Raw genomic sequence first — 25,455 nt, 5'->3', positions numbered from 1 at the left:
ACCCGACGGGCTTACCGAACGGTGACGTCAGCTAGGTTGCTTTACGAATCGAGCTCTTTTTGGAAAGGGGAGACCCAGGTGGAGATTTCTGGCAAGAAGGCCATCGTCGTCGGCGGAGCGTCCGGCTTCGGCAAGGCGACGGCCGAGTTGCTGGCTCAACGCGGCGCGGACGTGGCGGTTCTGGACCGCCCGCAGTCGAAGGGCAAGGAAGTGGCCGACGCGATCGGTGGCTCCTTCTTCGAGGTGGACGTCACCGACTTCGAGGGCACCGAAAAGGTGCTGCAGCAGGCGATCGACAAGCTCGGCGGGCTGCACATCATCGTGACGACGGCCGGTGGCGGCGCCGCCGAGCGCACGGTCAAGAAGGACGGCCCGCACAGCCTCGACACGTTCCGTAAGTGCGTGGACCTCAACCTCATCGGCACGTTCAACATCAGCAGGCTGGCCGGGTGGCAGATGAGCCAGCAGGATCTCGTCGACGACGAGCAGGAAGAGCGCGGCGTCATCATCAACACCGCCTCGATCGCGGCGTTCGAGGGCCAGATCGGGCAGGTCGCCTACACCGCATCGAAGGCCGCGATCGCCGGGATGTGCCTGACGATGGCCCGCGACATGGGCAGCCTGGGCATCCGGGCGCTGGCGATCGCGCCGAGCCTGTTCGCCACGGGTCTGACCGAGGGCATCCCCGACGAGTTCGCCAAGGCACTGACCAAGGATGCGGCGTTCCCGAAGCGGCTCGGCAAGCCGGAGGAGTACGCCAAGCTGGTGGCCGCGATCGTCGAGAACCCGATGCTCAACGGTCAGTGCCTGCGCCTGGACGCCGGCCAGCGCTTCGCCCCCAAGTAGAAGTGTGATTTCGGTGTAGTTGGTTGCGCTCACCGCCACCAACTACACCGGAATCGCCGAAGAGTGAGTGGGTGGCGACCGTCGCCGCTTCCGCGGTCGACCTGACACGATGGCTACATGCCCGACGACGCGCATCAACTTCCGACACTGAGCCACGATGATCAGGCCGCGCTGCAGCAGTGGGTGCGCGCGCAGGGTCTGGGGACGACGGTCAGCGGCGTCGAACCGCTGACCGGCGGGACGCAGAACATCGTGGTGCGCTTGCTGATCGACGACCGGCCCATGGTGCTTCGTCGACCGCCGGCCCATCCACGGCCGACGAGCGACAAGACGATGCTGCGTGAGATCGCGGCGTTGCGGACGTTGGCGGGGACACCGGTGCCGCATCCCGGATTCATCGCCGGCTGTGAGGATCTCAGCGTCCTCGGCGTGGTCTTCTACCTGATGGAAGTTGTCGACGGCTTCAACCCCGGTGACGACATGTCCGAGGCGTACGTGCGCGATCCGGCGATGCGCCATCAAGTGGGGCTGTCGTATGCGGCGAGCCTGGCCGCGCTCGGGCAGGTCGAGTGGGAGGGCAGCCCGCTCGCCGAGCTCAAACGGCCCGGGTCCTTCCTGGAGCGCCAGGTTCCGCAGTTCCTCCGGCTGCTTGAGAGCTACCGGCACGACCGATACGACCCCGAGTCGCTGGCCGTGACCGAACTCGCCGAGTGGCTGGCGTCCAACCTGCCGCCGGAGGGTCGGCCGGGTGTCCTGCACGGTGACCCGCACCTGAGCAATGTGCTGCTGCGTCGCGACAAGCCCGAGGTGGCGGCGTTCGTCGACTGGGAGATGTGCACGATCGGCGACCCGCTGCTCGATCTGGGCTGGATGCTGATCTGCTGGCCGTTGGAGACCAACACGATCACCGCAGGCGCAGAGCTCGCCGCGCTCGGCGGACTGGCCAGCCGTCGCGAACTCCTCGACGCCTACTTCGACGCCGGCGGCCGCGAAACATCAAGCCTCGATTGGTATGTCGCGATGGCGTGCTTCAAGCTCGGGATCGTCATCGAGGGCACCTGGTCGCGATTCCTGATCGGTCAGGCGAGCCGGGAGGCGGGGGAGCGGTTGCATGCCAACGCCCAGAACCTCATCGATCTCGGCAAGCGGGTGATCAAGGGCGACAGCCCCTTCGAGCTCTAAACGTAGGTGTCGATCCACAGCTGGACGGCCAGCGCCACGCCGGCCGCGCCGATCACGACGCGCAACGGCCCCGCAGGTGCGTGCCGCACGACGACCGGCCCGAGCCGGGAGCCGATCAGACAGCCCAGGCCCAGCACCAACATCGCACCCCACTGCACCGGTGCGAGCATCGCGAAGACCACGGCCGCCACGAGGTTCGCCACACCCAGGATCACGTTCTTGCCCGCGTTGGCCTCCGCGAGCGAGGCGTGGCCGGTGCGCAGGAGGAGCGCCAGCAGCAGCACACCCGCGGCCGCACCGAAATAGCCGCCGTAGACACAGATCAGGAACACGGCGGTCGCCTCGATGACCACCGCTGCACGGCGATGCCCCGTGCTCGGCTCGTCACCGGGAGCCCGGCGGGGCAGCAGGATCGCCACCGAGGCGACACCGAGCAGAATCGGCACCGATCTCTCGAAGCCCTCGGCGGGCGTGGTGAGCAGCAGCGCGGCGCCGGCCACACCGCCGACCACCGCGATCGGTGCGGTGCGCAGGATCCACCGGCCCTGCCCCCTGAGTTCTGGACGCGACCCCAACACCGAGCCGATGCCGTTGAACACCAGCGCCACGGTGTTCGTCACATTGGCGGTGACCGGGGGCAACCCGAAGAGAAGTAGTGCGGGATAGGTGGCCACCGAGGCCAACCCGGCGATGCTGCCGGTGAGCCCGCCGAGAACGCCGGCGGCGAACAGCAGGGCCCATGTCATCGAAGGTCACGCTACGGCCAACGCGTTGCGGTAGAGGATTCGAGGCGCTGTGGTCACACTTTTCAAAGCGCCCGGCGTAAAGACAGTCGGAACGCGAAGGACCCACGGGCAGTTTGCGAACGGTTTTTCCTTTGCGGCCCGGTCGGTGGTTGTCTACGATCGAACGCGTGCCGAGGCGACTCGTAGTAGCAACCCGCAGCGGGGTCTGATCCTGACCGACCCCTCGCTGTGGGTCGTCGCTACGTAGTCGGTCACTTCTCTTCGAAGAAAAGACCGGCACATGACCTCGTTCGCAACGCAATCCGCTACCAGCGCAGCACCGTCGGCGTTCGCGGCCTATCTCGATGCCCCGCCGCCCCGCGGTCTGCGCGAGGAGGCCGACGCGATGTCTTTCGAGACGTTTCTCGCCGAGTACGCACCCACTTCGGGACCCGTGAGGCTGGGCAACTGGAGCTGCGCCGACGTGAGTCGCCCCGCCAACCGGCTGGGGCCACGCAACTATCAGGCGACGCTGGCCATCGGAGACCGGATCTGCACGACGTCAGCGGCCGCACCCGGCCCCGTCGCCGCACTGACCTCGATGCTCTATGACCGCGGGATCTCGGTGGAGATGACGGCCTTTCACCAGGTGAGCGCCGGTGAGCGCACCGTCACCTTCATCCGCGGTTCCGACGGGCTGAATTCGGAGTGGGCGATGGGGCTGTCCAAGGACGCCACGCAGTCGGCGTTGAGCGCCGTCATCGCGTGTGCGAACCGCCTACTGGTGGCGTCCTGACCGCCAGCTGATCGCCGCGAAATTGCATTCCGGCAGGCCGTCACTCGAACAATCGCTGCTGGAATGCCATTTCGCGGCAACGACGAATCAGTGCAGCGGGCGCAGCACGATGTGCATGCCGTCCTTGGGCACCGGCATGCCGCCGTAATCCCATTCGGTCGTGTAGTCCGGGCGGGGCAGTTCGAGCCGGTACTTGCGCAGCAGCCGGTGCAGGATCGTCTTGACCTCCAGCTGGCCGAAGGTCATGCCGATGCACTTGTGCGCGCCGCCGCCGAAGGGGCTGAACGCGTAGCGGTGCTGCTTGTGCTCGTTGCGCGGCTCGGTGAACCGCAACGGGTCGAACTTCATCGGGTCGGGGTAGAACTCCTCGAGCCGGTGGTTCATCCCGGGATAGGCGATCACGTTGGTGCCCTTCGGCAGGTAGTAGCCGAGCAGCTCGGTGTCGCGCACGGTTTGGCGCATGGCCCACTGCACCGGCGTCACCAGACGGATCGACTCGTTCATCACCAGATCCAGCGACTCGAGCTTGTCCAGCGACTCGATGTCGGCAGGCCCGTCGCCGAGGCGATCGGACTCCTCGCGGCAGCGCTCCTGCCACTCGGGATGCTTGGCGAGGTGGTAGATCATCGTCGTTGCCGTCGAGGTCGACGTGTCATGCGCGGCCATCATCAAGAAGATCATGTGGTTGACGATGTCCTCGTCGGAGAACTTGTTGCCGTCCTCGTCCTCGGTGTGGCACAACACCGTCAGCAGATCCGAGCCGTCCTTGCCGCGGCGTTCCTTGACCCGCTCCTCGAAGTACTCCTCGAGCAGGTTGCGGGCCTGCATGCCGCGCCACCAGGTGAACGGGCGCACGGGTTTGCGGATGATCGCGTTGCCTGCGCGGGTCGTGGTGGTGAACGCCTGGTTGACCTTGGTCACCAGTTCCTTGTCGGAGCCGGGTTCGTGGCCCATGAACACCATCGAGGCGATGTCGAGGGTCAGTTCCTTCATCGCCGGGTACATCAGGAAGCGCCCGTCGTTGACGACCCAGTCGTTGGCGATCACCTGCGAGACCACGTGGTCGACCTGCTCCTGGTATCCGACCAGCCGGGAGCGGACGAACGCCTCCTGCATGATGCGCCGGTGGAACATGTGCTCCTCGAAGTCCAGGAGCATCAGGCCGCGATGGAAGAACGGCCCGATCACCGGCACCCAGCCCTGCTGGGAGAAGTCCTTGTTGCGGTTGGAGTAGACGGCCTGCGCGGCGTCGGGGCCCAGCGCCGCGACGGCGGGCAGCGCAGGCGAGTCGGCGTAGTACAGCGGGCCGTACTTGCGGTAGACGTGCAGCAGATAGTCCGGTCCGCCACGGAACATCTCGATCATGTGCCCGAGGATCGGCAGACCGGCGTCGCCGATCACCGGCTTGAGATCGCTGCCCGGGGGCGGCTCGGCCATCGGCTTCTGTGGGAAATCCGTGTTGAGCAGCTTGCGCTCAACGATTCCCATGCCGGGGAAGTTGTTGAACGACGGGGTCAACCGGCGCTTGGCCTGGTCGAGCAGATAGTCCGTCGTGCTGATCGTCGCGGTCATTCACGAGCTCCTGATGCAAAGGAATGTGGCCGTTGTCACTCTCATCACCATCCTGGATGGCAGACTTGACGCATGTCAAGTTTTGTTCTGGCGCGGCGCGGTGCGAAGGTCTAGGGCGATGAGCGCCCAACCAGCATCGCAAACGCGTCGCAGCCGCGGTGACCGGCAGCGTGACGCAATCCTCAGCGCCGTGCGCGACCTGGTTCAGGAACAGCCGTTCGCGGACCTGTCGGTCAGCGCCATCAGCGAACACGCCGGCGTCGCCCGCTCCGGGTTCTACTTCTACTTCGACTCCAAGTACGCGGTGCTCGCCGAGATCCTGGCCGGCGCCGGCGAGATGCTCGACAGCCTCACCCACCACTTCGCACCCCGCGAGCCGGGGGAGACGCCGGAGGCGTTCGCGAAACGGATGGTGGGCAGCGCGGCAGCGGTATACGCCAACGACGACCCGGTGCTGACCGCGTGTGCGGTGGCGCGCAACACCGACGCCAAGATCCGCGAGATGATGGACGACTTCTACGACGGCATCATCGACAAGCTGATCGCGCTGCTGGAGAACGACGCCGACGCGCGCCCGATCTCCGGTGACCTGCCCGCGCTCGTCCGGACACTGGCCGCGACCACGACGATGACGCTGACGCACGACAGTACGTTCGTCGGCCGCGGGATCGACCCCCGCCGGGCCGTGGACACCCTCGAGCGGCTGTGGGTGGCGGCGTTCTGGGGGCACACGCAGCCGTCCGGCCAGCGGTAAGGCCGAGGGTCAGTATCCTCACCGCCATGGCGCACACCGGGTATGCGAACAAGCGTTGTTTTCTGACCGGGGCCGCCAGCGGCATCGGCCGCGCGACCGCGTTGAAGCTGGCCGCCGAGGGCGCCGAGCTCTATCTGACCGACCGCGACGCCGAAGGTCTGGAAAAGACCGTCGCCGACGCGCGCGCCCTGGGTGCCGAAGTGGCCGAGTACCGCGCTCTTGATATCTCCGACTACGACGCGGTGGTCGCGTTCGCCGACGACATTCATTCGCGTCACCCCGCGATGGACATCGTGATGAACATCGCGGGGGTATCGGCGTGGGGCACCGTCTCGACGCTGACGCACCAACACTGGAAGTCCATGGTCGACATCAACCTGATGGGACCGATCCACGTCATCGAGGCGTTCGTGCCGCGGATGGTCGCGGCAGGCACGGGCGGCCACATCGTCAACGTGTCCTCGGCGGCCGGGCTGGTCGCGCTGCCCTGGCATGCGGCCTACAGCGCGAGCAAGTTCGGGCTGCGCGGCATGTCCGAGGTACTGCGCTTCGATCTGGCCCGCCACCGCATCGGCGTGTCGGTGGTGGTTCCGGGGGCGGTGAAAACGCCTCTGGTGCAGACGGTTCAGATCGCCGGCATCGACCGCGAAGACCCACGGGTCAAGAAGTGGACCGATCGCTTCAGCGGGCACGCGGTCTCGCCCGAGCGTGCCGCCGAGTGCATCCTCAAAGGCGTGCGGCGCAACCGGTTTCTGATCTACACCTCGGCAGACATCAGGGCGCTCTATCTGTTCAAGCGCACGTTGTGGTGGCCGTACAGCGTCGCGATGCGCGGGGCGAACGTGTTATTCACCAAGGCGCTGCGACCGTCGGCGCAACGGGGTTAGCGCTTACCCCAGTCCCACGCGGGCATGGTGAGCATGCCGAGGCCCTCGACCCGTGTTTCGCCGAGGTCCTTGTACAACGGGATCTCCACTGCGGCCGCCTCCCTCTCGGGGTCCTCGCGGACGGGAACGGTGTCGAGGTGTCCGAGTAGGGCCTTGGAATGGGTGACGACGACGACCTGCGTGGTGTCGGCCGCGGCGCGGATCAGCGACGCCAGCGGGCCCACCAGGTCGGGGTGCAAGGACGTCTCCGGTTCGTTGAGCACCATCAGCGACGGTGGCCGCGGGCTCAGCAGCGCAGCGGCCCATAGAAGGAATCGCAGTGTGCCGTCGGATAATTCGGCGGCCCGCAGCGGCCGCAGCATACCCGGCTGATGCAGCTGCAGATCGAACAGCCCGTCGTGCACGGAAATCGTCACCGTCGCGCCGTCGAAGGCCCCGGCGATGGCCCGTTGCAGGTCGTCGTGACCTGCCTCGATGATGGTCTGGATCGCGGCGGCCAGGTCGCTGCCGTCGTCGGAGAGCACGGCCGTGCGGGTCCCGACGGTGCGTTGTCGGGAGGGCGCCGCGGGATCGACGCGAAAGCCGTCGTAGAAGCGCCAGTTGCGCAACCGGTCCCGCACAGCGGCAAGCTCCGGATGCGCACCGGGATGGGCGTATTCGGCGAGCACACTGCGGTAGGCCGGAAGTGCTTGCGTCACTTTGTCGAATCCGCGTCCGCTTTCGGGGCGCGCCTCGACGTAGTCACGGGTCCGGCGCACCAGGGTCGAACTGTTGCGCATGACGGGGCCCGCGAACACCGCCTCGCGCTTGATTTCCGGATCGAGTGAGAACAGCGATTCATGGCCCGCCATCTGAGGAAGACCGAGGTCGACGAGGTATCCGAAGTCATCTGTGGCGAAACCCAGTTCGAGTGACACCGGACCCGTGCGCGTCGTGCCTTGCACCTGTCCGGTGCGGCGCGCTCCGCCGAGTTCTTCGGGACCCGCCCACAGCACCGACTGCAGGCCACCCTCGCGGGCCAGCGATCCGATCACCTCACCGCGGCCGCAGTCGGCGAGCAAGCGCAACGCCCGATACAGCGACGACTTCCCCGTCCCGTTGGCGCCGGTGACGACGTTCAGCTGCGCGAGCGGCAGCACGATCTCGCGCAGCGAGCGGTATCCGCGGATGGCGACCGTAGTGAGCACCTCAGTACCCGCCTTCCGGCGGCGCCAGTTCGAGTCGCACGCCCAACAATCGGACAGGCCGGTCGAGTTCGAACTGGGCGAGTATGTCGAGCGCCGTTCGCGTGATCTGCGTTTCGTTCACTGTGGGTTCGGGGAGCTTGCGGATCTTGGTCCTGGTGTAGAAGGTCTTGGTTCGCACCGTCACCGCCACTCGGGTGACGACCCGATTCTGCTCGACGATCTCGTTCAGCGTCTGCCGCGCCAAATCGACGACCGCGGTGTTCATCTCGTCGCGCTCGGTCAAGTCGCGAGGGAAGGTGATGACGTGGCTGCGCGACCGCGGCACCCATGGTGCGGCGCTGACGACGGTGTCGCCGCCGCCCTTGGCCAGCAGCAGGATCCACAGCCCGGTGGTCGGGCCGAAAGCCTCAGTGAGCACCGTAGCGTCGGTGCCAGCGAGGTCGGCGACGGTGCTGATGCCCATCGTCGCAAGCTTTTTCGCCGTCTTCGGGCCGACTCCCCAGAGCGCGTCGACTTCACGGTCGCCCATCACGGCCATCCAGTTCTCGTCGGTGAGTTGGTACACCCCCGCCGACTCACCGGGCTCCCGTCTCGGCTTGCCGAAGCCGGTCGCGACCTTGGCGCGCTGCTTGTTGTCGCTGATCCCCACCGAGCACGACAGACCCGTTTCGGCGGCGATCACCTCGCGGATCCGCTCGGCGAACTCGAACGGGCTCTGCGAGTCATCCAGCTCGATGCCGACGTAGGCCTCGTCCCAACCCCACACCTCCACGGGATGGCCGAAGTCGCGCAGCAAGCCCATGACCTCCTCGGAGGCCTCGTCGTAGGCATCGGTGTCCAACGGAAGAAACGTCGCATCCGGGCACTTGCGGGCGGCGCTGCGCAACGGCATGCCCGCCCGCACGCCGTATGTCCTGGCCGGATACGACGCGCACGTGACGACCTTGCGGGGCTCGTCCGGGTCGCCGTTGCCGCCGACGATGATCGGCAGCCCGGCCAGTTGCGGCTTGCGGCGGATCTCGACGGCGGCCTGGAACTGGTCGAGATCGACATGCAGGACCCAGCGTCTCATCGGGGCCTTCTGCTCGTCGCGCACGCACTCATCGGCCGCACAGCTTGCGCGCCACCGACTCCCACGCGTCACCGAGCGACTCGATCGTCGCGCCGCGCTCCTGGAGCTGATGCTGCACATAGTCCGCGTCGAGCAATGCCACCAGCGCGGCGGCCTGTGCATCGAGGTCGCCGGTCGTGCCCGCGGACTCCAGCAAGACCCGAACGTGGCGATGGTGCAGCGTCGCGGGGGTGGTGAACCGCATTTGGGGGTCCCGGTTGGCGTCGGAGAGCAGCGCGTGATGCTTGTGTACGAACGTCAACCGATCCCGCCCGTAGGCCAGCAGCCGCTCCAGCGGCGGCGCGCCGGGACCCAGAGGCGGCGGACCGAACAGGAACGCTTCCTGGTGCGCCTTCTCGTCCTCATCGAGCAGCACGATCATCAACCCGGCGCGGCTGCCGAATCGGCGGAACAAGGTGCCCTTGCCGACGCCTGCCGCGGTGGCGATGTCGTCGGTGGTGACCGAGTCGGCACCCCGATCGGCGATGAGACGGCGCGCGGCGTCCAGAAGTAAGGTGCGGTTGCGCGCAGCGTCACCGCGTTCCTGGGGACTCTGGTCGGTGACCGGCAGCTCGTTGGGCGGACGAGGGGCGGCCATGTCAGCAGTTTAGTTCAGACGGAATTATTCGGACCGCAGTCCGGTTCTCTTGTGCGAATGTTTTCATCGGCGATTGAAGGGACTGGGAAGATGTCGGACACTGCGAAGGCGAACGTGCTGGTGTTGCTGGGCAGCCTGCGAGCGGCGTCGATCAACCGGCAGTTGGTCGAACTCGCACTGGAAGCCGCTCCCGACGGTGTTCGTCTGGACTTTTTCGACAGGCTGGGCGAGTTGCCGTTCTATAACGAGGACATCGACAACGACACCCAACGCGGGGGAGCGGCCGACCCCGTGGCGGCGCTGCGCCAAGCTGCCGCCGATGCCGACGCCGCGTTGGTCGTGACCCCCGAGTACAACGGCAGCATCCCGGGCGTGCTCAAGAACGCGATCGACTGGTTGTCGCGGCCGTACGGCAACAGCGCGCTCAAGGACAAGCCGCTCGCGGTCGTCGGCGCGGCCCTCGGGCAGTACGGCGGCCAGTGGGCGCATGACGAGACCCGTAAGAGCTTCGCCATCGCCGGACCGCGGGTCATCGAGGATCTCAAGCTGTCGGTGCCGAGCAAGTCCTTCGACGGGAGGCATCCGCGGGAGAACGCCGAGGTGGCGGCGAACCTGCGCGACGTCATCGGGAAACTGGTCGCCGAAATCGGCTGACCGTTTGGCGCGGACAGGGCCGTCGGCTCGGGGTCTGAGAAGCCCACGGCGGCTTTGCTGGCGGGATTCCATGCTCGGCAGCTGTGTCGGTACCGGCTGCTATATCTGGCGCATCGCTGGCCACATCTAGCGCGGAGGGTGCGACACGCCCTCGGTGTGACGTGCGACACGCCGAGGCGTGCCGCCTCAAAGAGCTTACGACCTGGGAATTCCAGAATTGTTATTCAGAACATCTGGTATTCCTTCGCAATGTCGGACACTAGGTGTAGTGTTTTGAAGCACCGACAGGCCCCACGATTCCCAAGCTTTCCGAGGGTCGGCCGGAGCCCCCGACCCCGGTTGTATGGGTTTCCCAGACACGGCGGCGGCGGCCTCGGACGGCAGGAATTTTCCGGGTCTGCGGGTTGCTGAAATTCCATGAATCTCGGCAACAAGAAGTGTCCGACCAGTTGCCAGCCAGCGTGCAGGGCCAGTTTGTAGAGGAGCCGAACCGCAGATGACTCAGCACTCGATCACCGTGTACACGAAGCCCGCATGCGTGCAGTGCAACGCCACCTACAAGGCGTTGGACAAGCAGGGCATCGCCTACGAGACCGTCGACATCAGCCTCGACAGCGAAGCCCGCGACTACGTGATGGCCCTGGGTTACCTGCAGGCCCCGGTCGTCGTGGCCGGCAACGAGCACTGGTCGGGCTTCCGGCCCGACCGCATCAAGGCACTCGGAGCGGTCGCGGCAACGGCTTAAGCGGCTCAGCCGGCCTACGGGTACTCGACGGGCAGAAAGGGGGGTGCGTGATGAGCAACCTCGTGTACTTCTCCAGTGTCTCGGAGAACACCCATCGCTTCGTCCAGAAGCTGGGCCTGCCCGCGATCCGGATCCCGCTGCATGGGCGCATCGAGGTCGACGAACCCTACGTGTTGGTTCTGCCCACCTACGGCGGTGGGCGGGCCACGCCGGACATCAACGACGGTGGCTATGTGCCCAAACAGGTCATCGCGTTCCTCAACAATGAACACAACCGGTCGTTGATCCGCGGCGTCATCGCCGCGGGCAACAACAACTTCGGCGCCGAGTTCGCCTACGCGGGCAATGTCGTGTCCCGCAAGTGCGGCGTTCCGTACCTGTACCGCTTCGAACTGATGGGAACCCCGGACGACGTCGCCGCCGTCCGTTCGGGTTTGGAAGACTTTTGGAAGGACCAGACGTGTCACCAACCGTCACAGCTGCAGAGCCTGTAACGTCCGCGCCGGCAACGCTGCCGGGCGAGACGGACTACCACGCGCTCAATGCGATGCTGAATCTGTACGACGCCGACGGCAGGATTCAGTTTGACAAGGATGTGCTGGCCGCGCGCGAGTACTTCCTGCAGCACGTCAACCAGAACACGGTCTTCTTCCACAACCAGGACGAGAAACTCGACTACCTGATCCAGAAGGAGTACTACGAGCGTGAGGTACTCGACCAGTACTCGCGTAACTTCGTCAAGACGCTGCTGGATCGGGCGTACGCCAAGAAGTTTCGGTTCCCGACGTTCCTCGGTGCGTTCAAGTACTACACCTCCTACACGCTGAAGACCTTTGACGGAAAGCGGTACCTCGAGCGCTTCGAGGACCGCGTAGTCATGGTGGCGCTCACCCTGGCCGCCGGTGACACCACGCTGGCCGAGAAGCTCGTCGACGAGATCATCGACGGCCGCTTCCAGCCGGCCACGCCGACGTTCCTCAACTCGGGCAAGAAGCAGCGCGGCGAGCCGGTGTCGTGCTTCCTGCTGCGCATCGAGGACAACATGGAGTCGATCGGACGCTCCATCAACTCGGCGCTGCAGCTGTCCAAGCGCGGCGGCGGAGTCGCGTTGCTGCTGACCAACATTCGGGAACACGGCGCACCGATCAAGAACATCGAGAACCAGAGCTCGGGCGTCATCCCGATCATGAAGCTGCTCGAGGACTCGTTCTCCTACGCCAATCAGCTCGGCGCACGCCAGGGCGCCGGTGCGGTCTATCTGCACGCCCACCATCCCGATATCTACCGGTTCCTCGACACCAAGCGCGAGAACGCCGACGAGAAGATCCGGATCAAGACGCTGAGTCTGGGCGTGGTGATCCCCGACATCACGTTCGAGCTGGCCAAGAAGAACGAGGACATGTACCTGTTCTCGCCGTATGACGTCGAACGGGTCTACGGTTTGCCGTTCGCCGACATCTCGGTCACCGAGAAGTACTACGAGATGGTCGACGACAGCCGGATCCGCAAGACGAAGATCAAGGCGCGAGAGTTCTTCCAGACCCTGGCCGAGCTGCAGTTCGAGTCGGGCTACCCGTACATCATGTTCGAGGACACGGTGAACCGGTCGAACCCGATCGACGGCAAGATCACCCACTCGAACCTGTGCTCAGAGATCCTGCAGGTGTCGACTCCCTCGGAGTTCAACGAGGACTTGTCCTACAAGAAGATCGGCAAGGACATCTCGTGCAACCTGGGTTCGTTGAACATCGCCAAGGCGATGGACTCGCCGGACTTCGCACAGACCATCGAGGTGGCCATCCGTGCGCTGACCGCGGTGAGCGATCAGACGCACATCACGTCCGTGCCGTCGATCGAACAGGGCAACAACGACTCTCACGCGATCGGCCTCGGCCAGATGAACCTTCACGGGTACCTGGCCCGCGAGCGGATCTTCTACGGATCCGAAGAGGGTGTGGATTTCACGAACATCTACTTCTACACCGTGCTGTATCACGCGCTGCGGGCGTCGAATCGCATTGCGATCGAACGGGGTAGCGCGTTCAAGGGGTTCGAGAAGTCGAAGTACAAGTCGGGGGAGTTCTTCGACAAGTACACCGAGCAGGTGTGGGAGCCCAAGACCGACAAGGTTCGTCAGCTCTTCGCCGATGCCGGCATCCGGATCCCCGACCAGGAGGACTGGAATCGGCTGAAGGAGTCGGTGCAGCAGCACGGCATCTACAACCAGAACCTGCAGGCCGTGCCGCCGACGGGGTCGATCTCCTACATCAACCACTCGACCAGCTCGATCCACCCGATCGCCAGCAAGGTCGAGATCCGCAAGGAAGGCAAGATCGGCCGCGTCTACTACCCGGCGCCGTACATGACCAACGAGAACCTGGAGTACTTCCAGGACGCGTACGAGATCGGGTACGAGAAGGTCATCGACACCTACGCCGCGGCCACCCAGCATGTGGACCAGGGTTTGAGCCTGACGTTGTTCTTCAAGGACACCGCCACCACACGCGATGTGAACAAGGCGCAGATCTACGCCTGGCGTAAGGGCATCAAGACGCTGTACTACATCCGGCTACGCCAAATGGCCTTGGAAGGCACCGAGGTCGAGGGCTGCGTCAGCTGCATGCTCTAGGGGCGCCTCGCCGCGTGTGTTGAGCGTGCATTACGCCAACACCCGGCGCTGATGCGTTGCATACTGCGACATGCGCTATGACGCCTTCATCTCCTACTCGCATGCGGCCGACGGCCGGCTTGCGCCGGAGTTGCAGCATGCGCTTCAGCGCCTGGCCAAACCCTGGTACCGGCGCCGGTCGCTGGAGGTTTTCCGAGACGAGACCGGGCTGGCCGTGGACCCGCACCTGTGGAATGCGATCGTGCGGGCGCTGGATGGGGCCGAATGGTTCCTGCTGCTCACCTCGCCGCAGGCCGCCGCATCCGTGTGGGTGAACCGAGAGATCGAGCACTGGAAAGCGCATCGGCCCGTCGACCGGATCCTGCCCGTCCTGACCGACGGGCATTGGGAGTGGGACCCGGAGAGGGGCGACTTCACCGACGACTCCGACGCGGTGCCGCCCGCGTTGCGCGGGGTGTTCACCGATGAGCCGCGCCACCTGGATTTGCGCTGGGCACACGAAGAAGACCAACTCGACCTGCGAAACAGCCGATTTCGCAACGCGGTCGCGGAGGTGGCCGCGCCGCTGCATGGCCGCACCAAAGACGAGATCGAGGGTGAGGACGTCCGCCAGCACCGTCGCACTAAACGCATCGCTTGGTCGGCAGTTTCGGCATTGGTCGTATTGACCGTCGCCGCGATCGCAGGCGCCGGCATCGCGGTCTACAACGCGAACCAAGCCGAACAGCGCCGGGTGCAGGCCGAAGCTCAGCGGCTGGCCGCGCAGAGCAGAACCGAACTCGAACGGCCTGACCTCGCGTTTCTGCTCGCCGCGCACGGATTCCGGATGCACCCCAGCCTGCAGACCGAGGGCGCGCTGCTCACCGCCGTCGCCAACCTGCCCGAGTTCAAACAACGCATTTCCGTCGACGCGCCGGTGACCGCAGTCGCCGTATCTGATGCCGCCGACCGGGTGTGGATCGGCACGGCAGACGGCAAGGTCGCAGCCCACAGTTTCACTACCGGTGCCGAAATCGGCCGTGTCGAGGACCAATTCGGCCGCGAGGTGGTCGCGATGGCCCCCGCCGCCGCCGGCGCCGACGCGGTTGTGGTCACCGACGGTACCGTCGTCGCCACACTCGACAGCGCGCTACGGGCCGCCGTGGTGCGCACACCGGACACGGCGGTCACCGCGCTGGCCGTGCACCCGGCGACCGGCCGCATCGCGGCCGGCACGACCGCAGGCGACGTGCTGGTGTGGGACGCCGACAGTTCCGCGCCGACGACCACTTTTCCCGTGGTGCAGAAAGCTCCCGAGCAGTTGTCATCGGTCACCGCGCTCGCATGGACGCCCGACGGCAGACTGGTGGTCGCCGAGCAGGACGGTGCGGTTCGGCTCTTCGACGTCACCCGGCCTGACCGGCCGGTATGGGAGCAGGTCGAGGCCGGGAGTTCGGCCGACGAAGGGCCGGTGAGTTGGGTGTCGGCACTGACCGTCGTCGACGAGGGCACCGTCGTCACCGGCGGCAGCGACGGAACGGTGGGGTTCTGGAACGGCGCGGACGGAACACCGACTGCCGCCGGCCGCAACGAAATCCACGCAGATGCGGTGACCGGGCTCGTCGCCACCGGTGACGGTCCCGAGGCCGGGTCGGTGGCATCGGTGTCCGAGGACGGTTTCGTCATCTACTGGAACCACCTGACCGGTTCGCCGCCGCTGCCGCCGGTCAAGGTCGACGAGCAGGCCGCCACCGCCGTGGCATGGGACCCGGCAGATCCCGCCCAGGGCGTCACCGGCGGAACCGCGGGCGGCGCTTTACTTCTCGACTACGGCGAAGACCGCCGCCGCCCTCTGGCCCGACCCGTCGAAGGCTGGACCGATGCGGTGGCGGTCGCCATCTCACCCGCAGCCGACCGGCTGGCCGTGGTGCGCGCGACCGTCGAACCCTCGGGCTCCGGCGAAAGCGCACAGGGGCAACTGATCACCGAGTTGACGCTCACCGACGTGCCCGAACCCGATCCCGCAGGGCCGACGGTGAGGATCGACGGCATGGTGGACGAGGTCGTCTTCTCGGCCGACGGCTCCCGCGTGTTGGCCAGCACCACCGAAGGCGAGGTGGTGGTGTGGGACGGCGTCGCGGAGGCGCCAACCGCCACCCTGGTCGCGCCCGGCGAGCCGGCGAGCCAGCTGGCCGTCTCAACCGACGGCGTAACAGTGGCTACCAGGTGGATGAACACAGCGTCCCAGTCGTTCGAGGCCGCGCCCGTGCGGCTGTGGCGGTTGGAGGGCAACAAACTCGTCGAGCAGGGGCAGATCGCAGGTCCGCCACTGGCTTTCGGTCTCGCGTTCACCCCGGACGGATCGGGTCTGGTGATCGGCGGCTCCGGCGAACTGATCATCCATCACCTGGCAGACGGAACAATCACCACCGTAGACCTGGACGACGATGAAACGCGTTCGTTGGCGGTCGCACCCGACGGCAACACCATCGCGGTCAGCCTGTGGAGCGGCCCGGTCCGGTTGTTCGACACCCAGACGGGCAAGCCGACCGGCGACGATCTTCGGGTCGCCAAACGGGTGACCGACGTCGCGTTCCGGGGCAACAGCGAACTGGCCACCGTCTCGGAGGACGGCAGCATCATCTTCTGGGATCTGACCAGTCAGACCAGGCTCTCCGACCGACCGCTGACGGCGGTGGACCGCAACGCGGGCGCGGGTTTCGCGCTGGCACCCAGCCTGGCGCTCGCACAAGATATGGCCTTGACGGCCTCGGTGGCGGATCGCCGCCTGATCCGCTGGTCGCTGAACCCGACGGACTGGATCACCGAGGGGTGCGCTGTCCATCAGCGCGACCTGACCGACGCCGAGAAGGACCGCTACGACCTCGAGGGCGCCGACCCGATTTGCGGAGAAACTCAGAAGAACCGGTAGCCCTGCCGGCTGATCGAAAAGCCGCGGCCGGTCTCGACGTCGCGGCACGTCATGCCCGATCTCGCGCTCTCGCACCGCAAGACGCCCGCGCTGGTGGATTGTCCGTATCCAAGCGGCCCGCCGCCGGCCAGGGCGGTGTCACCGGCGCAGACGAACTGCGGTGACGCACCGGCGTCGAGAACCAGTCCCTGGCCGTAGTCGTACCGGCAGTCCCGCCGCGGCGGCGACGATGCCCATGGTGAACCGCGTGCGGCGCGGCGGTGTCCGATGTGATGTCACGTGCGGCCCTTCGATGGTGTCAGTGTGAGAATCCCACGCCGACCGTTGTTTCGGCGAGTGGTCCGTCATATCGCCGGGTGAACTGCTCGCCGGGCACCACCCACTGTTCGCCCTGCTCGCCCCGCACCACCCAGTCACCGTGGGCGGCGCGGGCGGAACCTTCGAGCGTGGTGACGGTTTCGCCGCCTTCGGCTGGCCTGGCCTTGACGACGCCGCGCCGCCGCCACCGGTCGCCGTCGATGTGCTGGTAGCTGGCGCGGAAGATGTCGTCGCGCACCGACCACGAATCGCCGCCGTCGGCGTCGCGCACGGCCCAGTCGCCCGCCTCGGCGCGCATGGTTTCACCCGAGCCCGTCGTCCAGGTCCACGCGCTGTTGCGCTGTTCGGCGACCACCTGGCCGGTGCGGCGAAAGTGCTTCCATCCGCTGTCGTTTCGCGGCGGACGGGACCGGTAGCCGAGCTCCCGCAGCTTCGACAGGGTGGCGGCCAGGCTGGCCAGCGCCGCCTTCAGCAGATCCGGATCCGCTTCGATGCGTGACCAATCCACCAGTTTGTCGTGGATTTTGCGGGCATCGTCACGCTGCGGGCCGTAGCGCCAGCCCGCGGCACGGTAATAGCGGCACCAGTCCTCGTGTTCGGCGCGTGCCATGGCGATCGCCTTGTCGCGCTCAAAATCCAACAGCCGCAACTGCTCGAGTGGCTGCAAACCGCGAAGGTTGGGTGCTTCGACCTCATCGGTCGTGTCGTTCCAGGCGTTCCAGGTGTGCCCGCCGATCTGCTCAACCATCCACAAGGCGTTGCGGACCTGACGGCGATTGGACCCGCGGTAGAACTCGTCAAGCTCGGCCCACGGCCGGCTCGCGGCGCTGCGATGGCCAGCCTCGGCGGCGTAACGATCGTGAATCAGCCGGGCAGCGCGCTCCCACGCGTCTTGTGCTTGACCATCGGGCAGGTCCATGCTCAGCCGGTAGGTCCGCAACCTGCCGACCAGCGACAGCCGATCTTCGGTGACCCGGGCAGTCGCATCCCACGCGTAGATCGGTGTGGTGGGAGACCGGGCGGCCAGCCGGGTGCCGGTCGTCGTGTCGACAGAGGAGGCGGTGGAGCTGTCGCGGTCGACGAAAACCACTGCGGTGCCGTCGGCGTCGTCGGCGAGCAACGACGCCAGCAGCGGCACCGATGCCGTCTCGGTCACCGCCTTGACCCGCATGCTGCGTGCCGACAAACCCAGCCGTCGCCGCGACAGCGCGAAATCCTGCTGGTACTCCTCGGCGTTCTCGGCGACGAGGACCAGGCGAGGCAGCGGCCTGGCGTCCGGAGCGGCGTAATAGTCACGCTCCAAATGGCGCTGCGCCATGTTCGAGCACAACGCCAGCGTCAGCGGGGACATACCACAGATCAGTATCCGCCCGGCGCCGTCGGTCGAGATGATCCTGTCCAGCAGCCGCCGGGCGGTCACGTCGTACTTGCCGACGGCGTCGGCGGCCCACCGGGTGTCTGAACCGCCGAAATGCATCGCCCGCCATGCCTCGGCCTGCCACGGGTCATCGATGCGAACGATCAACGGCAGACGCTGTTTTCGGCTGGTCTCGGCCAACTGATCCGCAATAACCTTCAGCCGCAACAGATTACTCGACGGATCGGACGAAAGTAGATACAGCCGGTCGAGCTTGCGCCACAGAGACAACGCCCGCAGGGTCTCCGGCCGGTCGAAGTTCACCGCGATGACCCGTGCGCCGTGATTGCGGACCTCGGGCACGCAGTGATGGTCAAGGCTGGTGGTGATCAACACCAGCGTGCTACGTCCCTCCATCGTCCGGGCGATGGCGCTGACCATCGACAGCGTGTCATCGTCGACGTCCACCACCGCGGTGACCGACCGGGCGAAGTGCACGCGAAGCCGGTCGGCTCGCGACCGAAACAGCGCCGCCGCCACGCCGACGACGCTGAGGAAGATCGCCGCCAGGGCCGACAACCGCGCGATCTCCAGCGCCACCGGGGTGGGCGAGGGGCAGGTCTGGCCGCTCAGCGATTGATCGGCCGTGCCGCCCTTGACTACGTAAGCGGTGAACATCAGGGGCCGGAAAAAGCGCGGATGCGCGTCGTCGTGGCAGTCCCAATACGACGCCAGCCCCAGTGCGGTGCTGATCAGCGCCAGGCCGGCCACGATCGCCACCGGAGCGCCGGGGCGTCGCACCCCCTGCGAACGGACGAGCAGAACTGCGAGCACCACCAGGACCGTCACCGCGATGGCGATTGTCGGCACCGACCCCGGTTCCCCGAACCACTGCAGCGACGCCGGCGCCCGGTTTCTGAGCTGCGGGTCCAGCGCCAGCGCGACGAGATAGCCGAGCAGCAGCGACGCGACCACCGACACGGCACGTGCGGCGGCGACAGCGACGGTGCTGCGCAATGCGACCTCCCCCATCCGACCCTTGAGTAAGTGTCGCCCGCGCCCGCCGCGGACGCTGGACATTGCGACGAGCGGGCGCGCACCTTAATCGAACAGGTAAGGCTTGCCTCGGCTCACATTGGCGTTTACATTAACCGGAAAGATTTCCTCTAAATAGGAGTCCGGTCGATGCTCCAGCGCTTGTGCGTTCTCGCGGCCACGACGATCGCCGCCGCTACGTTTGCTCCAGCGGCGCATGCCCAGCCCGCGCCCGCGCATGAGTTCGCGATCACCTCCGAGGTCCCAACTCTGGCCGAACTCGATGCGCAGATCCGGCTGCTGGTCGGCACTCCCGCCCCGGACGCGGTGAAGGCCGCTCAGCTCGAGGGCGGCGAGCGGGCGGTGGTGGTGCCGAAGATGGTTTACCGGATCGGTTTCTTCCGCCCGCCGCGCGGTTCGAGCGCGGTGACCGGTCCCGAGACCCACGACGGCGATCGCCACACCGCGATCATCAACGCCAGCAGGCAGGGTGCGCCGACCGTGCGCGTCCAAGCCGAATGGCGCCGGATCGACGGTCAGTGGAAGCTGGCGAGCAAGTCGCTGTGCAACGGCATCAAGACCCTCGGCCTGCCCATCCCGTGCAATTTCGAATGATGTCCGCGTGATCGAAGTCGTTGGGTTGACGAAGTCGTTCGGACCGCACCGCGCCGTCGACGACGTCACCGTCACCTTTCCCGCCGGCGCCGTCACCGCGCTGCTCGGCCTCAACGGTGCGGGCAAGACCACGCTGCTGCGGTTGCTGGCCGGGCTGATCCGTCCCGACAGCGGAACGATCTCCGTCTGCGGACGTCGCCCCGGCCACGACCAACGCCTGCTGGGATTCCACCTGGGTCCGACCTCCATGAACCCCCGCCATACCGTGCAACGCCATTTATCCTGGCTCGCAGCGCTTTCGGGTATCGACGGCGCCCGCCTCGACGAGGTCGTCCGCGAGACCGAACTACACGACCACCGCTCGATACGCATCGACCGGCTGTCACTGGGCATGCGCCAGCGCGTGGCCATCGCCGCCACACTGCTGGCCGACCCGCAGACGCTGCTGTTCGACGAACCCCTCAACGGTCTCGACGTTCCCGGCATCGTCTGGTTCCGGTCACTGCTACGTCGGCTCGCCGACCAGGGCCGCACGGTCGTCGTCGCCACCCACCTGCTCGGCGAAGTGGCGCTGACCGCCGACCACGTCGCGGTGCTCAGCCGCGGCCGGATGCAGGCCGCCGGCGAGCTGGCGCAGCTGACGCCTACCGGTGCCGACGCCCGGGAATGGCTCGAGGAAACCCTGCTGGAGTGCGCGTGAGCGCCGTCGCGGTGGCGCGTAGCGCGCGTGCCGAGATCATTCGCACCGGCGGTCGCAGCCGGCTGTGGACGGTGGTGGCGCCCGCCGCGGTGATCGTCCCTGTGGTGATCACGTTCGGCATCGCGCTCGTCGCGGAGTCGTTCGCGCGGATCCCGGGCCAGATCTCGGTGCTGCAGGTGACGACCTCGAACGCGGCCTACTGGGTCATCACGATCACCGTCGCGCTGGTGGCCGTTGCGGGAGCCGACGGTCAGGCGGCCGAGAGTCGCTACGACGCAGGCGAACACGTACGCCTGGCCATGCCGCGGGTCTTGCCGGTCTTGCTCGGCCGGTGGGTGTTCTACGGTGCTCTGGGCGCGCTGGTGTCCGCCGCGACGCTCGTCGTAGTGCTTGCGGGCCTGCCGGCCGTCGCGCCTATCGTTTACGGACCGGTGTCGCTGACCGACGATGTCGGGCTGCGACTGTTGTGGACGGTGCCGGTGCTGGCGCTGTTCGCGGCGGGGGCGGGTGTGGGAGCCGGGGCTCTCACCCGCTCGCCGCTCGCCGCGGTCGGCGGCATCCTGCTGTGGGCGTTCGTGGCCGAAACCGCCGCTGGTTATCTGCCCAGCGGAGCGACGCTTCAGCGTTTCATGCCGCTGTTGAACGCGGTGTACGCGACCGGACAGGACACCGTTCTCACGCCGCCGTGGGGCCAGGACGGCGCTCTGCTCTATGCATGCTCAGTCTTCACGGCGATCTTCGTGATCGCCGCCGTTGGAAGGACAATCCGAAGATGACAGGCAAAGAATCACTTCCGCTCGCGCAGCGGTCCGACGCCGACCTGCCGGGCCACTGGCTGCTGGCCCGGCTGGGCAAGCGGGTGCTGCGGCCCGGCGGACTCGAGCTGACCAGCCGGTTGCTCGCGGCCGCCAAGATCGGCGGCGCCGACGTCGTCGAACTCGGTCCGGGTCTGGGACGTACCGCCACCGACATCGTCGCCCAACAGCCGCGCTCCTACGTCGGTGTCGACGACACCGCCGCCACCAGTGAGACGGTGCGCGCCGTTGTCGCTCCCGTCGACGGCAAGGTCGTGGTGGCCAACGCCGCTGAAACCGGATTGCCTTCGGGCAGCGCCGATGTGGTGATCGGCGAGGCGATGCTGACGATGCAGGGCGACCGTGACAAGCGCGCGATCGTCGCCGAGGCCTTCCGAGTGCTGCGGCCGGGCGGCCGCTACGCGATCCACGAACTGGGTCTGCAGCCCGATGACCTCCCGCAGGACACCAAGGACGTGATCCGCCGCGACATGGCGCGCGCGATCAAGGTCAACGCGCGGCCGCTGACGACGTCGGAATGGGTGGCGCTGTTGACCGAGGCCGGCTTTGAGGTCGTGACCGTCGACCACGCGAAGATGGCGCTGCTCAATCCAGCGCGGGTCCTGGCCGACGAGGGGTTCACCGGTGCGCTGCGCATCGTCGGCAACTTGGTCGGCAGGCCTGCGGCGCGCAAGCGGGTCATCGGTATGCGCAAGACGTTCCACCGCTATCGGCGCGCACTGACCGCGGTTGCGGTGGTCGGTGTCGTGCCGACGACGTGACAGACTCGAACCATGCCAGTGTCGCGCCACGACCTCGATGCGCAGCCGGAACGGGCGGCAGGCCAGCAGCGCCAGAAAGTGTTGAGCCTGCTGAAGAACGCCGCGGACCCGGTCGACGCCCAACAAGTCGCCGACGCGCTGCAGATCCACATCACCACGGCCCGCTTCCATCTGACGACGCTGGAGGAGCAGGGCTTCATCCGACGGGGCAACACGGCCAAGGCCGGTCGAGCGGGGCGGCCGCGGCTCACGTACGAGCCGGCGCCCCGGTTCGACTACGCCGACATCGTCTCGCTGTTCGCCGCCCACCTGGGCGGAACGGTGCAGGAGCGCGAACGACGTGCTCTGCAGATCGGTGCGGACCTGGCCCATCGGGTCCGGTTGGCCCGCAGGCGACCCGAGGCCACAATCGCCGACATGGTGGTCGCCACCCTCAACGAACTCGGCTTCCAGGTTCGTTCGTTGCTGACCTCGTTCGGCGAAGTGACGGTGCAGATCTGCACGTGCCCGCTGGCCGAGGTGGCCGCGTCGGCGCCGGAGGTCGTGCGCGGCATCCAGCAGGGCCTCATTCAAGAAGTGATCAACCTGAACGCCGACGCCGTCGGTGCCCGCTATCAGGCGTCGGTGACGCCCGACCCGCACGGTGGCTCGTGCGAAGTCAGTTTGGTATTGCGCCCCGAACGATGAATGTCGGGGCGAGAAGGGAAGACTCATGACCGCGACAACTGCGCTGTCCTTACAACAGCTCGCCGACGAGCAACTTGCCGCCGCGAAGGCCGCTTCGTCGGGCCGTTCCGCGCAGACCGTGTACGGCGGCAGCGGGCGCACGCTACGTCAGACCGTGCTGGCGCTGACCGCCGACCATGGCCTTGACGATCACGAAAGCCCCGGCGAGGCAACGCTGTTGGTATTGCGAGGCCGGGTGCAGCTGCGTTCGGTGAGCTCCTCGGTGGAGGGCAGCACAGGAGACTACCTACCGATACCGCACGAACGTCACAGCCTTGCCGCCCTTGAGGATTCGGCGGTGTTGTTGACGGTCGTCGCCAAGAAGTGAGCTAGGCCTACGGTCTCACTTGATGGTGTGCTGCGGGCCTTGGGCCTTCTTGTACAGGGCCTTGAGCATCCGGTCACGGAACATCGCGTTGTCGATGAGCTTCACCCCGGCGTTGGCCAGCTTGGGTTGTCCGATCAACTTGTGCATGTAGCGGCCGCGACGATATTCGCGGCCCCACGCGGCCTCCATGCGTTGCGCATAGTTCGTGAAGTCGTCGGGCCCGCCGTTCTGCAGGGCCGCGATCGCGCATTCGCCCGCGGCCAAGCCGGATTCGAGCGCCTTGGAGATGCCCGCGCCTGAGGCTGGTTTGCCCGCACCCAGCGAGTCGCCGGTGAACAGCACGCCCGGGCGCCACGGCGGCCACGCGGTGAACCCCATCGGCAGTCGCCAGGCCCGCACACTCTTGTTCTTCTTCAGTTCCTCGATCGGCGGCAGATCCCACTCCGTAGGCAGGGTGCGGAGGAAATCGCCGAGGAACTGCGTGGCGTTGATCGACTGCCAGTTCTTGTAGCTGTTGACGTAACCCAGCCCGATGTTGAAGATGCCGTTGCCCATCGGGAACACCCAGCCGTACCCGGGCAGCTGGTCGCCCTCGAAGACAAGCTTCAGATAGATGTCGAGGCTGTCGGAGTCCGGCCGGTTGGCGTGCATCTCGGAGCGGATCGCAATCGCCGAGTAGCCGTTGTACTCGGAGTCGATCTTGAGGGCCCGCTTGATCGGGGAGTAGGCGCCGTCGGCGGCGATCACCGCGTCGCCATAAACCTTTTCGCCGCTCTTGAGCGTCACCCCCACGACGCGACCCTTCTCCAGGATCGGCCCGGACACCTCCGCGCCCTGGCGCACCTCGGCGCCCGCGGACTCGGCGTGCTTGAGCAGCGTGGTGTCGAGGCGCTCGCGGCTCACGGTGTGGCCGTGGTCGGGCATACCGGGCCGCTTCGGGAACGACAGTTCCCACTCGCTCGGGCTGAAGACCGTCACGCGATTTACCCGGTGATACGTGGCCACCTCATCGGCCAGTCCCATTTTCTGCAGATAACTCACCGCGCGGGCGGTGAGCCCGTCCCCGCAGGGCTTGGCCCGCGGGAACTCGGCCTTGTCCAGAACCACGACCTTCGCGCCGGTCTGAGCGGCCTGCCACGCGGCTGCCGAACCGGAGGGCCCGCCACCTGCGATGACCAGGTCGTATTGCTGCGTCATGAAACTCGTCTCGTCGATCGGCTGTCGCAGCGATATTACCCGTGCTGCGTCGGCCTCTCTTGTCGGACGGAGTTGCCCAGAGGTGGCGCCAGGAAACGCATGTGACCTGGTCTGAGCTGGTCAGCAGTGCTTGAGCGGTAGAGTGACCGGGTGCGACGAGCGGGCAGGCCACGATCGAGTGGCGAGCCGGGTGTCAAGGTCGACGCCCGCAGCGAACGCTGGCGCGAGCACCGCAAAAAGGTGCGCGCCGAGATCGTCGACGCCGCCTTCCGCGCCATTGACCGGCTGGGTCCCAATGTCAGCGTGCGCGAGATCGCCGAAGAGGCCGGCACCGCCAAACCCAAGATCTACCGCCACTTCACCGACAAGTCCGACATGTTCGGCGAGATCGGCCAACGCATGCGAGACATGTTGTGGGCGGCGATCATCCCGTCAATCGATGTGGAGCACGACTCCGCGCGCCAGATCGTCGGGCGTGGGGTCGGGCACTACGTCGAGCTGGTCGAGCAGCATCCCAACGTGGTGCGGTTCCTGTTGCAGGGCCGGTTCGCCGACAAGTCGGCAGCCGCGATGACGACCGTCAACCGAGGCAGCGAGATCACGCTGGCCGTCGCCGACATGATCAGCGAGGAACTCAAGGATCTGGCGCCGGAGCCGGCGGCCTTCGAGCTCGCGGCGTACGCGATCTTCGGTACCGCGGCATCGGCGACCGACTGGTGGCTGGGCGACGATGACGACGGCACCCGCCGCATGCCCGCCGATCAGTTCGTCGCGCACATGACCACGATCATGGTCGGCGCGATCAACGGCACCGCCGAGCTGCTCGGCATCCAGATTGACCCTGACCAGCCGATTAATACCGCCGTTCGCAAGCAACAGCCCGTCGCCTGACTTCGGCGTTGACACCACTTCGCGGGGACCGGAGACTGGAAAGTACCCAGTACCGGCGTTCCCAGGATGTGCCCACCACGTAGGGTGCACGCGTCAACTGGGGTAATAGGGGAGA

At 66.6% G+C, this 25,455-nt stretch carries 25 protein-coding genes; 17 read left to right on the top strand and 8 right to left on the bottom strand.

What is annotated here, in order from left to right:
- Positions 1 to 78: 78 nt before the first annotated feature.
- Complete coding sequence (locus tag AAHH99_RS08265) at positions 79 to 846, top strand: SDR family NAD(P)-dependent oxidoreductase (protein WP_064401607.1); 768 nt, start codon at positions 79 to 81, stop codon at positions 844 to 846.
- Between the two features lie 117 nt (positions 847 to 963).
- On the top strand, positions 964 to 2,028 hold the full coding sequence (locus tag AAHH99_RS08260) for a phosphotransferase family protein (protein WP_418768218.1): 1,065 nt from the start codon (positions 964 to 966) through the stop codon (positions 2,026 to 2,028).
- Here AAHH99_RS08260 and AAHH99_RS08255 read toward each other — a convergent pair.
- Positions 2,025 to 2,774: a sulfite exporter TauE/SafE family protein gene (locus tag AAHH99_RS08255; protein ID WP_418768217.1), complete on the bottom strand. Its 750-nt coding sequence runs from the start codon at positions 2,772 to 2,774 to the stop codon at positions 2,025 to 2,027. The genes AAHH99_RS08260 and AAHH99_RS08255 overlap by 4 nt on opposite strands.
- 280 nt (positions 2,775 to 3,054) lie before the next feature.
- Here AAHH99_RS08255 and AAHH99_RS08250 point away from each other — a divergent pair, with 280 nt between their 5' ends.
- Positions 3,055 to 3,549: a homocitrate synthase gene (locus AAHH99_RS08250; RefSeq protein ID WP_418768216.1), complete on the top strand. Its 495-nt coding sequence runs from the start codon at positions 3,055 to 3,057 to the stop codon at positions 3,547 to 3,549.
- 87 nt (positions 3,550 to 3,636) lie between these two features.
- Here AAHH99_RS08250 and AAHH99_RS08245 read toward each other — a convergent pair whose 3' ends face one another.
- Positions 3,637 to 5,121: a cytochrome P450 gene (locus AAHH99_RS08245; RefSeq protein WP_064427326.1), complete on the bottom strand. Its 1,485-nt coding sequence runs from the start codon at positions 5,119 to 5,121 to the stop codon at positions 3,637 to 3,639.
- A 118-nt stretch (positions 5,122 to 5,239) separates the two neighbouring features.
- On the opposite strand from AAHH99_RS08245, the gene AAHH99_RS08240 reads away from it, so the two are divergent.
- Both AAHH99_RS08240 and AAHH99_RS08235 read left to right on the top strand, forming a co-directional pair.
- Complete coding sequence (locus tag AAHH99_RS08240) at positions 5,240 to 5,875, top strand: TetR/AcrR family transcriptional regulator (protein WP_418768215.1); 636 nt, start codon at positions 5,240 to 5,242, stop codon at positions 5,873 to 5,875.
- Between the two features lie 26 nt (positions 5,876 to 5,901).
- Positions 5,902 to 6,762, top strand: a complete 861-nt coding sequence (locus AAHH99_RS08235; RefSeq protein ID WP_418768214.1) for an SDR family oxidoreductase — start codon at positions 5,902 to 5,904, stop codon at positions 6,760 to 6,762.
- On the opposite strand, the gene AAHH99_RS08230 is transcribed toward AAHH99_RS08235, so the two are convergent.
- Genes AAHH99_RS08230 through AAHH99_RS08220 form a run of 3 tightly spaced genes read right to left on the bottom strand, consistent with a single transcriptional unit; the run spans position 6,759 to position 9,658 of the window.
- On the bottom strand, positions 6,759 to 7,949 hold the full coding sequence (locus tag AAHH99_RS08230; protein WP_418768213.1) for an AAA family ATPase: 1,191 nt from the start codon (positions 7,947 to 7,949) through the stop codon (positions 6,759 to 6,761). The genes AAHH99_RS08235 and AAHH99_RS08230 overlap by 4 nt on opposite strands.
- A 1-nt stretch (position 7,950) precedes the next feature.
- The gene (locus AAHH99_RS08225; RefSeq protein ID WP_418768212.1) at positions 7,951 to 9,021 is read right to left on the bottom strand and encodes a DNA polymerase IV; all 1,071 of its coding nucleotides are present in this window, start codon (positions 9,019 to 9,021) and stop codon (positions 7,951 to 7,953) included.
- Between the two features lie 28 nt (positions 9,022 to 9,049).
- On the bottom strand, positions 9,050 to 9,658 hold the full coding sequence (locus AAHH99_RS08220; RefSeq protein WP_418768211.1) for a helix-turn-helix domain-containing protein: 609 nt from the start codon (positions 9,656 to 9,658) through the stop codon (positions 9,050 to 9,052).
- 90 nt (positions 9,659 to 9,748) lie between these two features.
- Between AAHH99_RS08220 and AAHH99_RS08215 the strand changes: the two genes are divergently transcribed.
- From AAHH99_RS08215 to AAHH99_RS08195, 5 genes are all read left to right on the top strand, one after another.
- Entirely contained in the window at positions 9,749 to 10,312 is a 564-nt protein-coding gene (locus AAHH99_RS08215) for an NAD(P)H-dependent oxidoreductase (protein ID WP_064417656.1), read from the top strand.
- Positions 10,313 to 10,808: 496 nt separating this feature from the next.
- On the top strand, positions 10,809 to 11,057 hold the full coding sequence (locus AAHH99_RS08210; protein ID WP_064348903.1) for a redoxin NrdH: 249 nt from the start codon (positions 10,809 to 10,811) through the stop codon (positions 11,055 to 11,057).
- A 50-nt stretch (positions 11,058 to 11,107) separates the two neighbouring features.
- Positions 11,108 to 11,551 (top strand): class Ib ribonucleoside-diphosphate reductase assembly flavoprotein NrdI, encoded by a 444-nt coding sequence (gene nrdI, locus AAHH99_RS08205; RefSeq protein WP_064398397.1) that lies wholly within the window; start codon positions 11,108 to 11,110, stop codon positions 11,549 to 11,551.
- Positions 11,552 to 11,568: 17 nt separating this feature from the next.
- Positions 11,569 to 13,686, top strand: a complete 2,118-nt coding sequence (gene nrdE / locus AAHH99_RS08200) for a class 1b ribonucleoside-diphosphate reductase subunit alpha (protein WP_418769560.1) — start codon at positions 11,569 to 11,571, stop codon at positions 13,684 to 13,686.
- 70 nt (positions 13,687 to 13,756) lie between these two features.
- Positions 13,757 to 16,597, top strand: coding sequence for a toll/interleukin-1 receptor domain-containing protein (locus AAHH99_RS08195; RefSeq protein WP_418768210.1), 2,841 nt, complete (start codon positions 13,757 to 13,759; stop codon positions 16,595 to 16,597).
- Here AAHH99_RS08195 and AAHH99_RS08190 read toward each other — a convergent pair.
- Entirely contained in the window at positions 16,582 to 16,866 is a 285-nt protein-coding gene (locus tag AAHH99_RS08190; protein ID WP_418769559.1) for a DUF6636 domain-containing protein, read from the bottom strand. The genes AAHH99_RS08195 and AAHH99_RS08190 overlap by 16 nt on opposite strands.
- A 29-nt stretch (positions 16,867 to 16,895) precedes the next feature.
- Positions 16,896 to 19,304 carry a RyR domain-containing protein gene (locus tag AAHH99_RS08185; RefSeq protein WP_418768209.1) on the bottom strand — a complete coding sequence of 803 codons (2,409 nt, stop codon included), beginning with the start codon at positions 19,302 to 19,304 and terminating at the stop codon, positions 16,896 to 16,898.
- 153 nt (positions 19,305 to 19,457) lie between these two features.
- Here AAHH99_RS08185 and AAHH99_RS08180 point away from each other — a divergent pair, with 153 nt between their 5' ends.
- From AAHH99_RS08180 to AAHH99_RS08155, 6 genes are read left to right on the top strand one after another with little or no spacing between them, the layout of a single operon-like run.
- Entirely contained in the window at positions 19,458 to 19,922 is a 465-nt protein-coding gene (locus tag AAHH99_RS08180) for a hypothetical protein (RefSeq protein ID WP_418768208.1), read from the top strand.
- A gap of 7 nt (positions 19,923 to 19,929) precedes the next feature.
- Entirely contained in the window at positions 19,930 to 20,622 is a 693-nt protein-coding gene (locus tag AAHH99_RS08175) for an ABC transporter ATP-binding protein (protein WP_418768207.1), read from the top strand.
- Positions 20,589 to 21,398, top strand: coding sequence for an ABC transporter permease (locus AAHH99_RS08170; protein ID WP_418768206.1), 810 nt, complete (start codon positions 20,589 to 20,591; stop codon positions 21,396 to 21,398). The genes AAHH99_RS08175 and AAHH99_RS08170 overlap by 34 nt, the downstream gene beginning before the upstream one ends.
- Positions 21,395 to 22,198: a methyltransferase domain-containing protein gene (locus AAHH99_RS08165; RefSeq protein ID WP_418768205.1), complete on the top strand. Its 804-nt coding sequence runs from the start codon at positions 21,395 to 21,397 to the stop codon at positions 22,196 to 22,198. The genes AAHH99_RS08170 and AAHH99_RS08165 overlap by 4 nt, the downstream gene beginning before the upstream one ends.
- A gap of 12 nt (positions 22,199 to 22,210) precedes the next feature.
- Positions 22,211 to 22,885 (top strand): helix-turn-helix transcriptional regulator, encoded by a 675-nt coding sequence (locus AAHH99_RS08160; RefSeq protein WP_418768204.1) that lies wholly within the window; start codon positions 22,211 to 22,213, stop codon positions 22,883 to 22,885.
- A gap of 25 nt (positions 22,886 to 22,910) precedes the next feature.
- Positions 22,911 to 23,252 carry a cupin gene (locus tag AAHH99_RS08155; protein WP_066842393.1) on the top strand — a complete coding sequence of 114 codons (342 nt, stop codon included), beginning with the start codon at positions 22,911 to 22,913 and terminating at the stop codon, positions 23,250 to 23,252.
- 15 nt (positions 23,253 to 23,267) lie between these two features.
- Here the strand turns inward: AAHH99_RS08155 and AAHH99_RS08150 are convergent, their stop codons facing one another.
- Positions 23,268 to 24,449, bottom strand: a complete 1,182-nt coding sequence (locus AAHH99_RS08150; protein ID WP_418768203.1) for an NAD(P)/FAD-dependent oxidoreductase — start codon at positions 24,447 to 24,449, stop codon at positions 23,268 to 23,270.
- Between the two features lie 150 nt (positions 24,450 to 24,599).
- Between AAHH99_RS08150 and AAHH99_RS08145 the strand changes: the two genes are divergently transcribed.
- Positions 24,600 to 25,340, top strand: a complete 741-nt coding sequence (locus AAHH99_RS08145; RefSeq protein WP_418768202.1) for a TetR/AcrR family transcriptional regulator — start codon at positions 24,600 to 24,602, stop codon at positions 25,338 to 25,340.
- The last annotated feature ends 115 nt before the right edge of the window (positions 25,341 to 25,455 follow it).

It is taken from the genome of Mycobacterium neumannii (assembly GCF_048452905.1).
In the GTDB taxonomy this organism is placed as follows: Bacteria; Actinomycetota; Actinomycetes; order Mycobacteriales; family Mycobacteriaceae; genus Mycobacterium; species Mycobacterium neumannii_B.
This window is presented reverse-complemented; position numbering and strand designations above follow the sequence as displayed.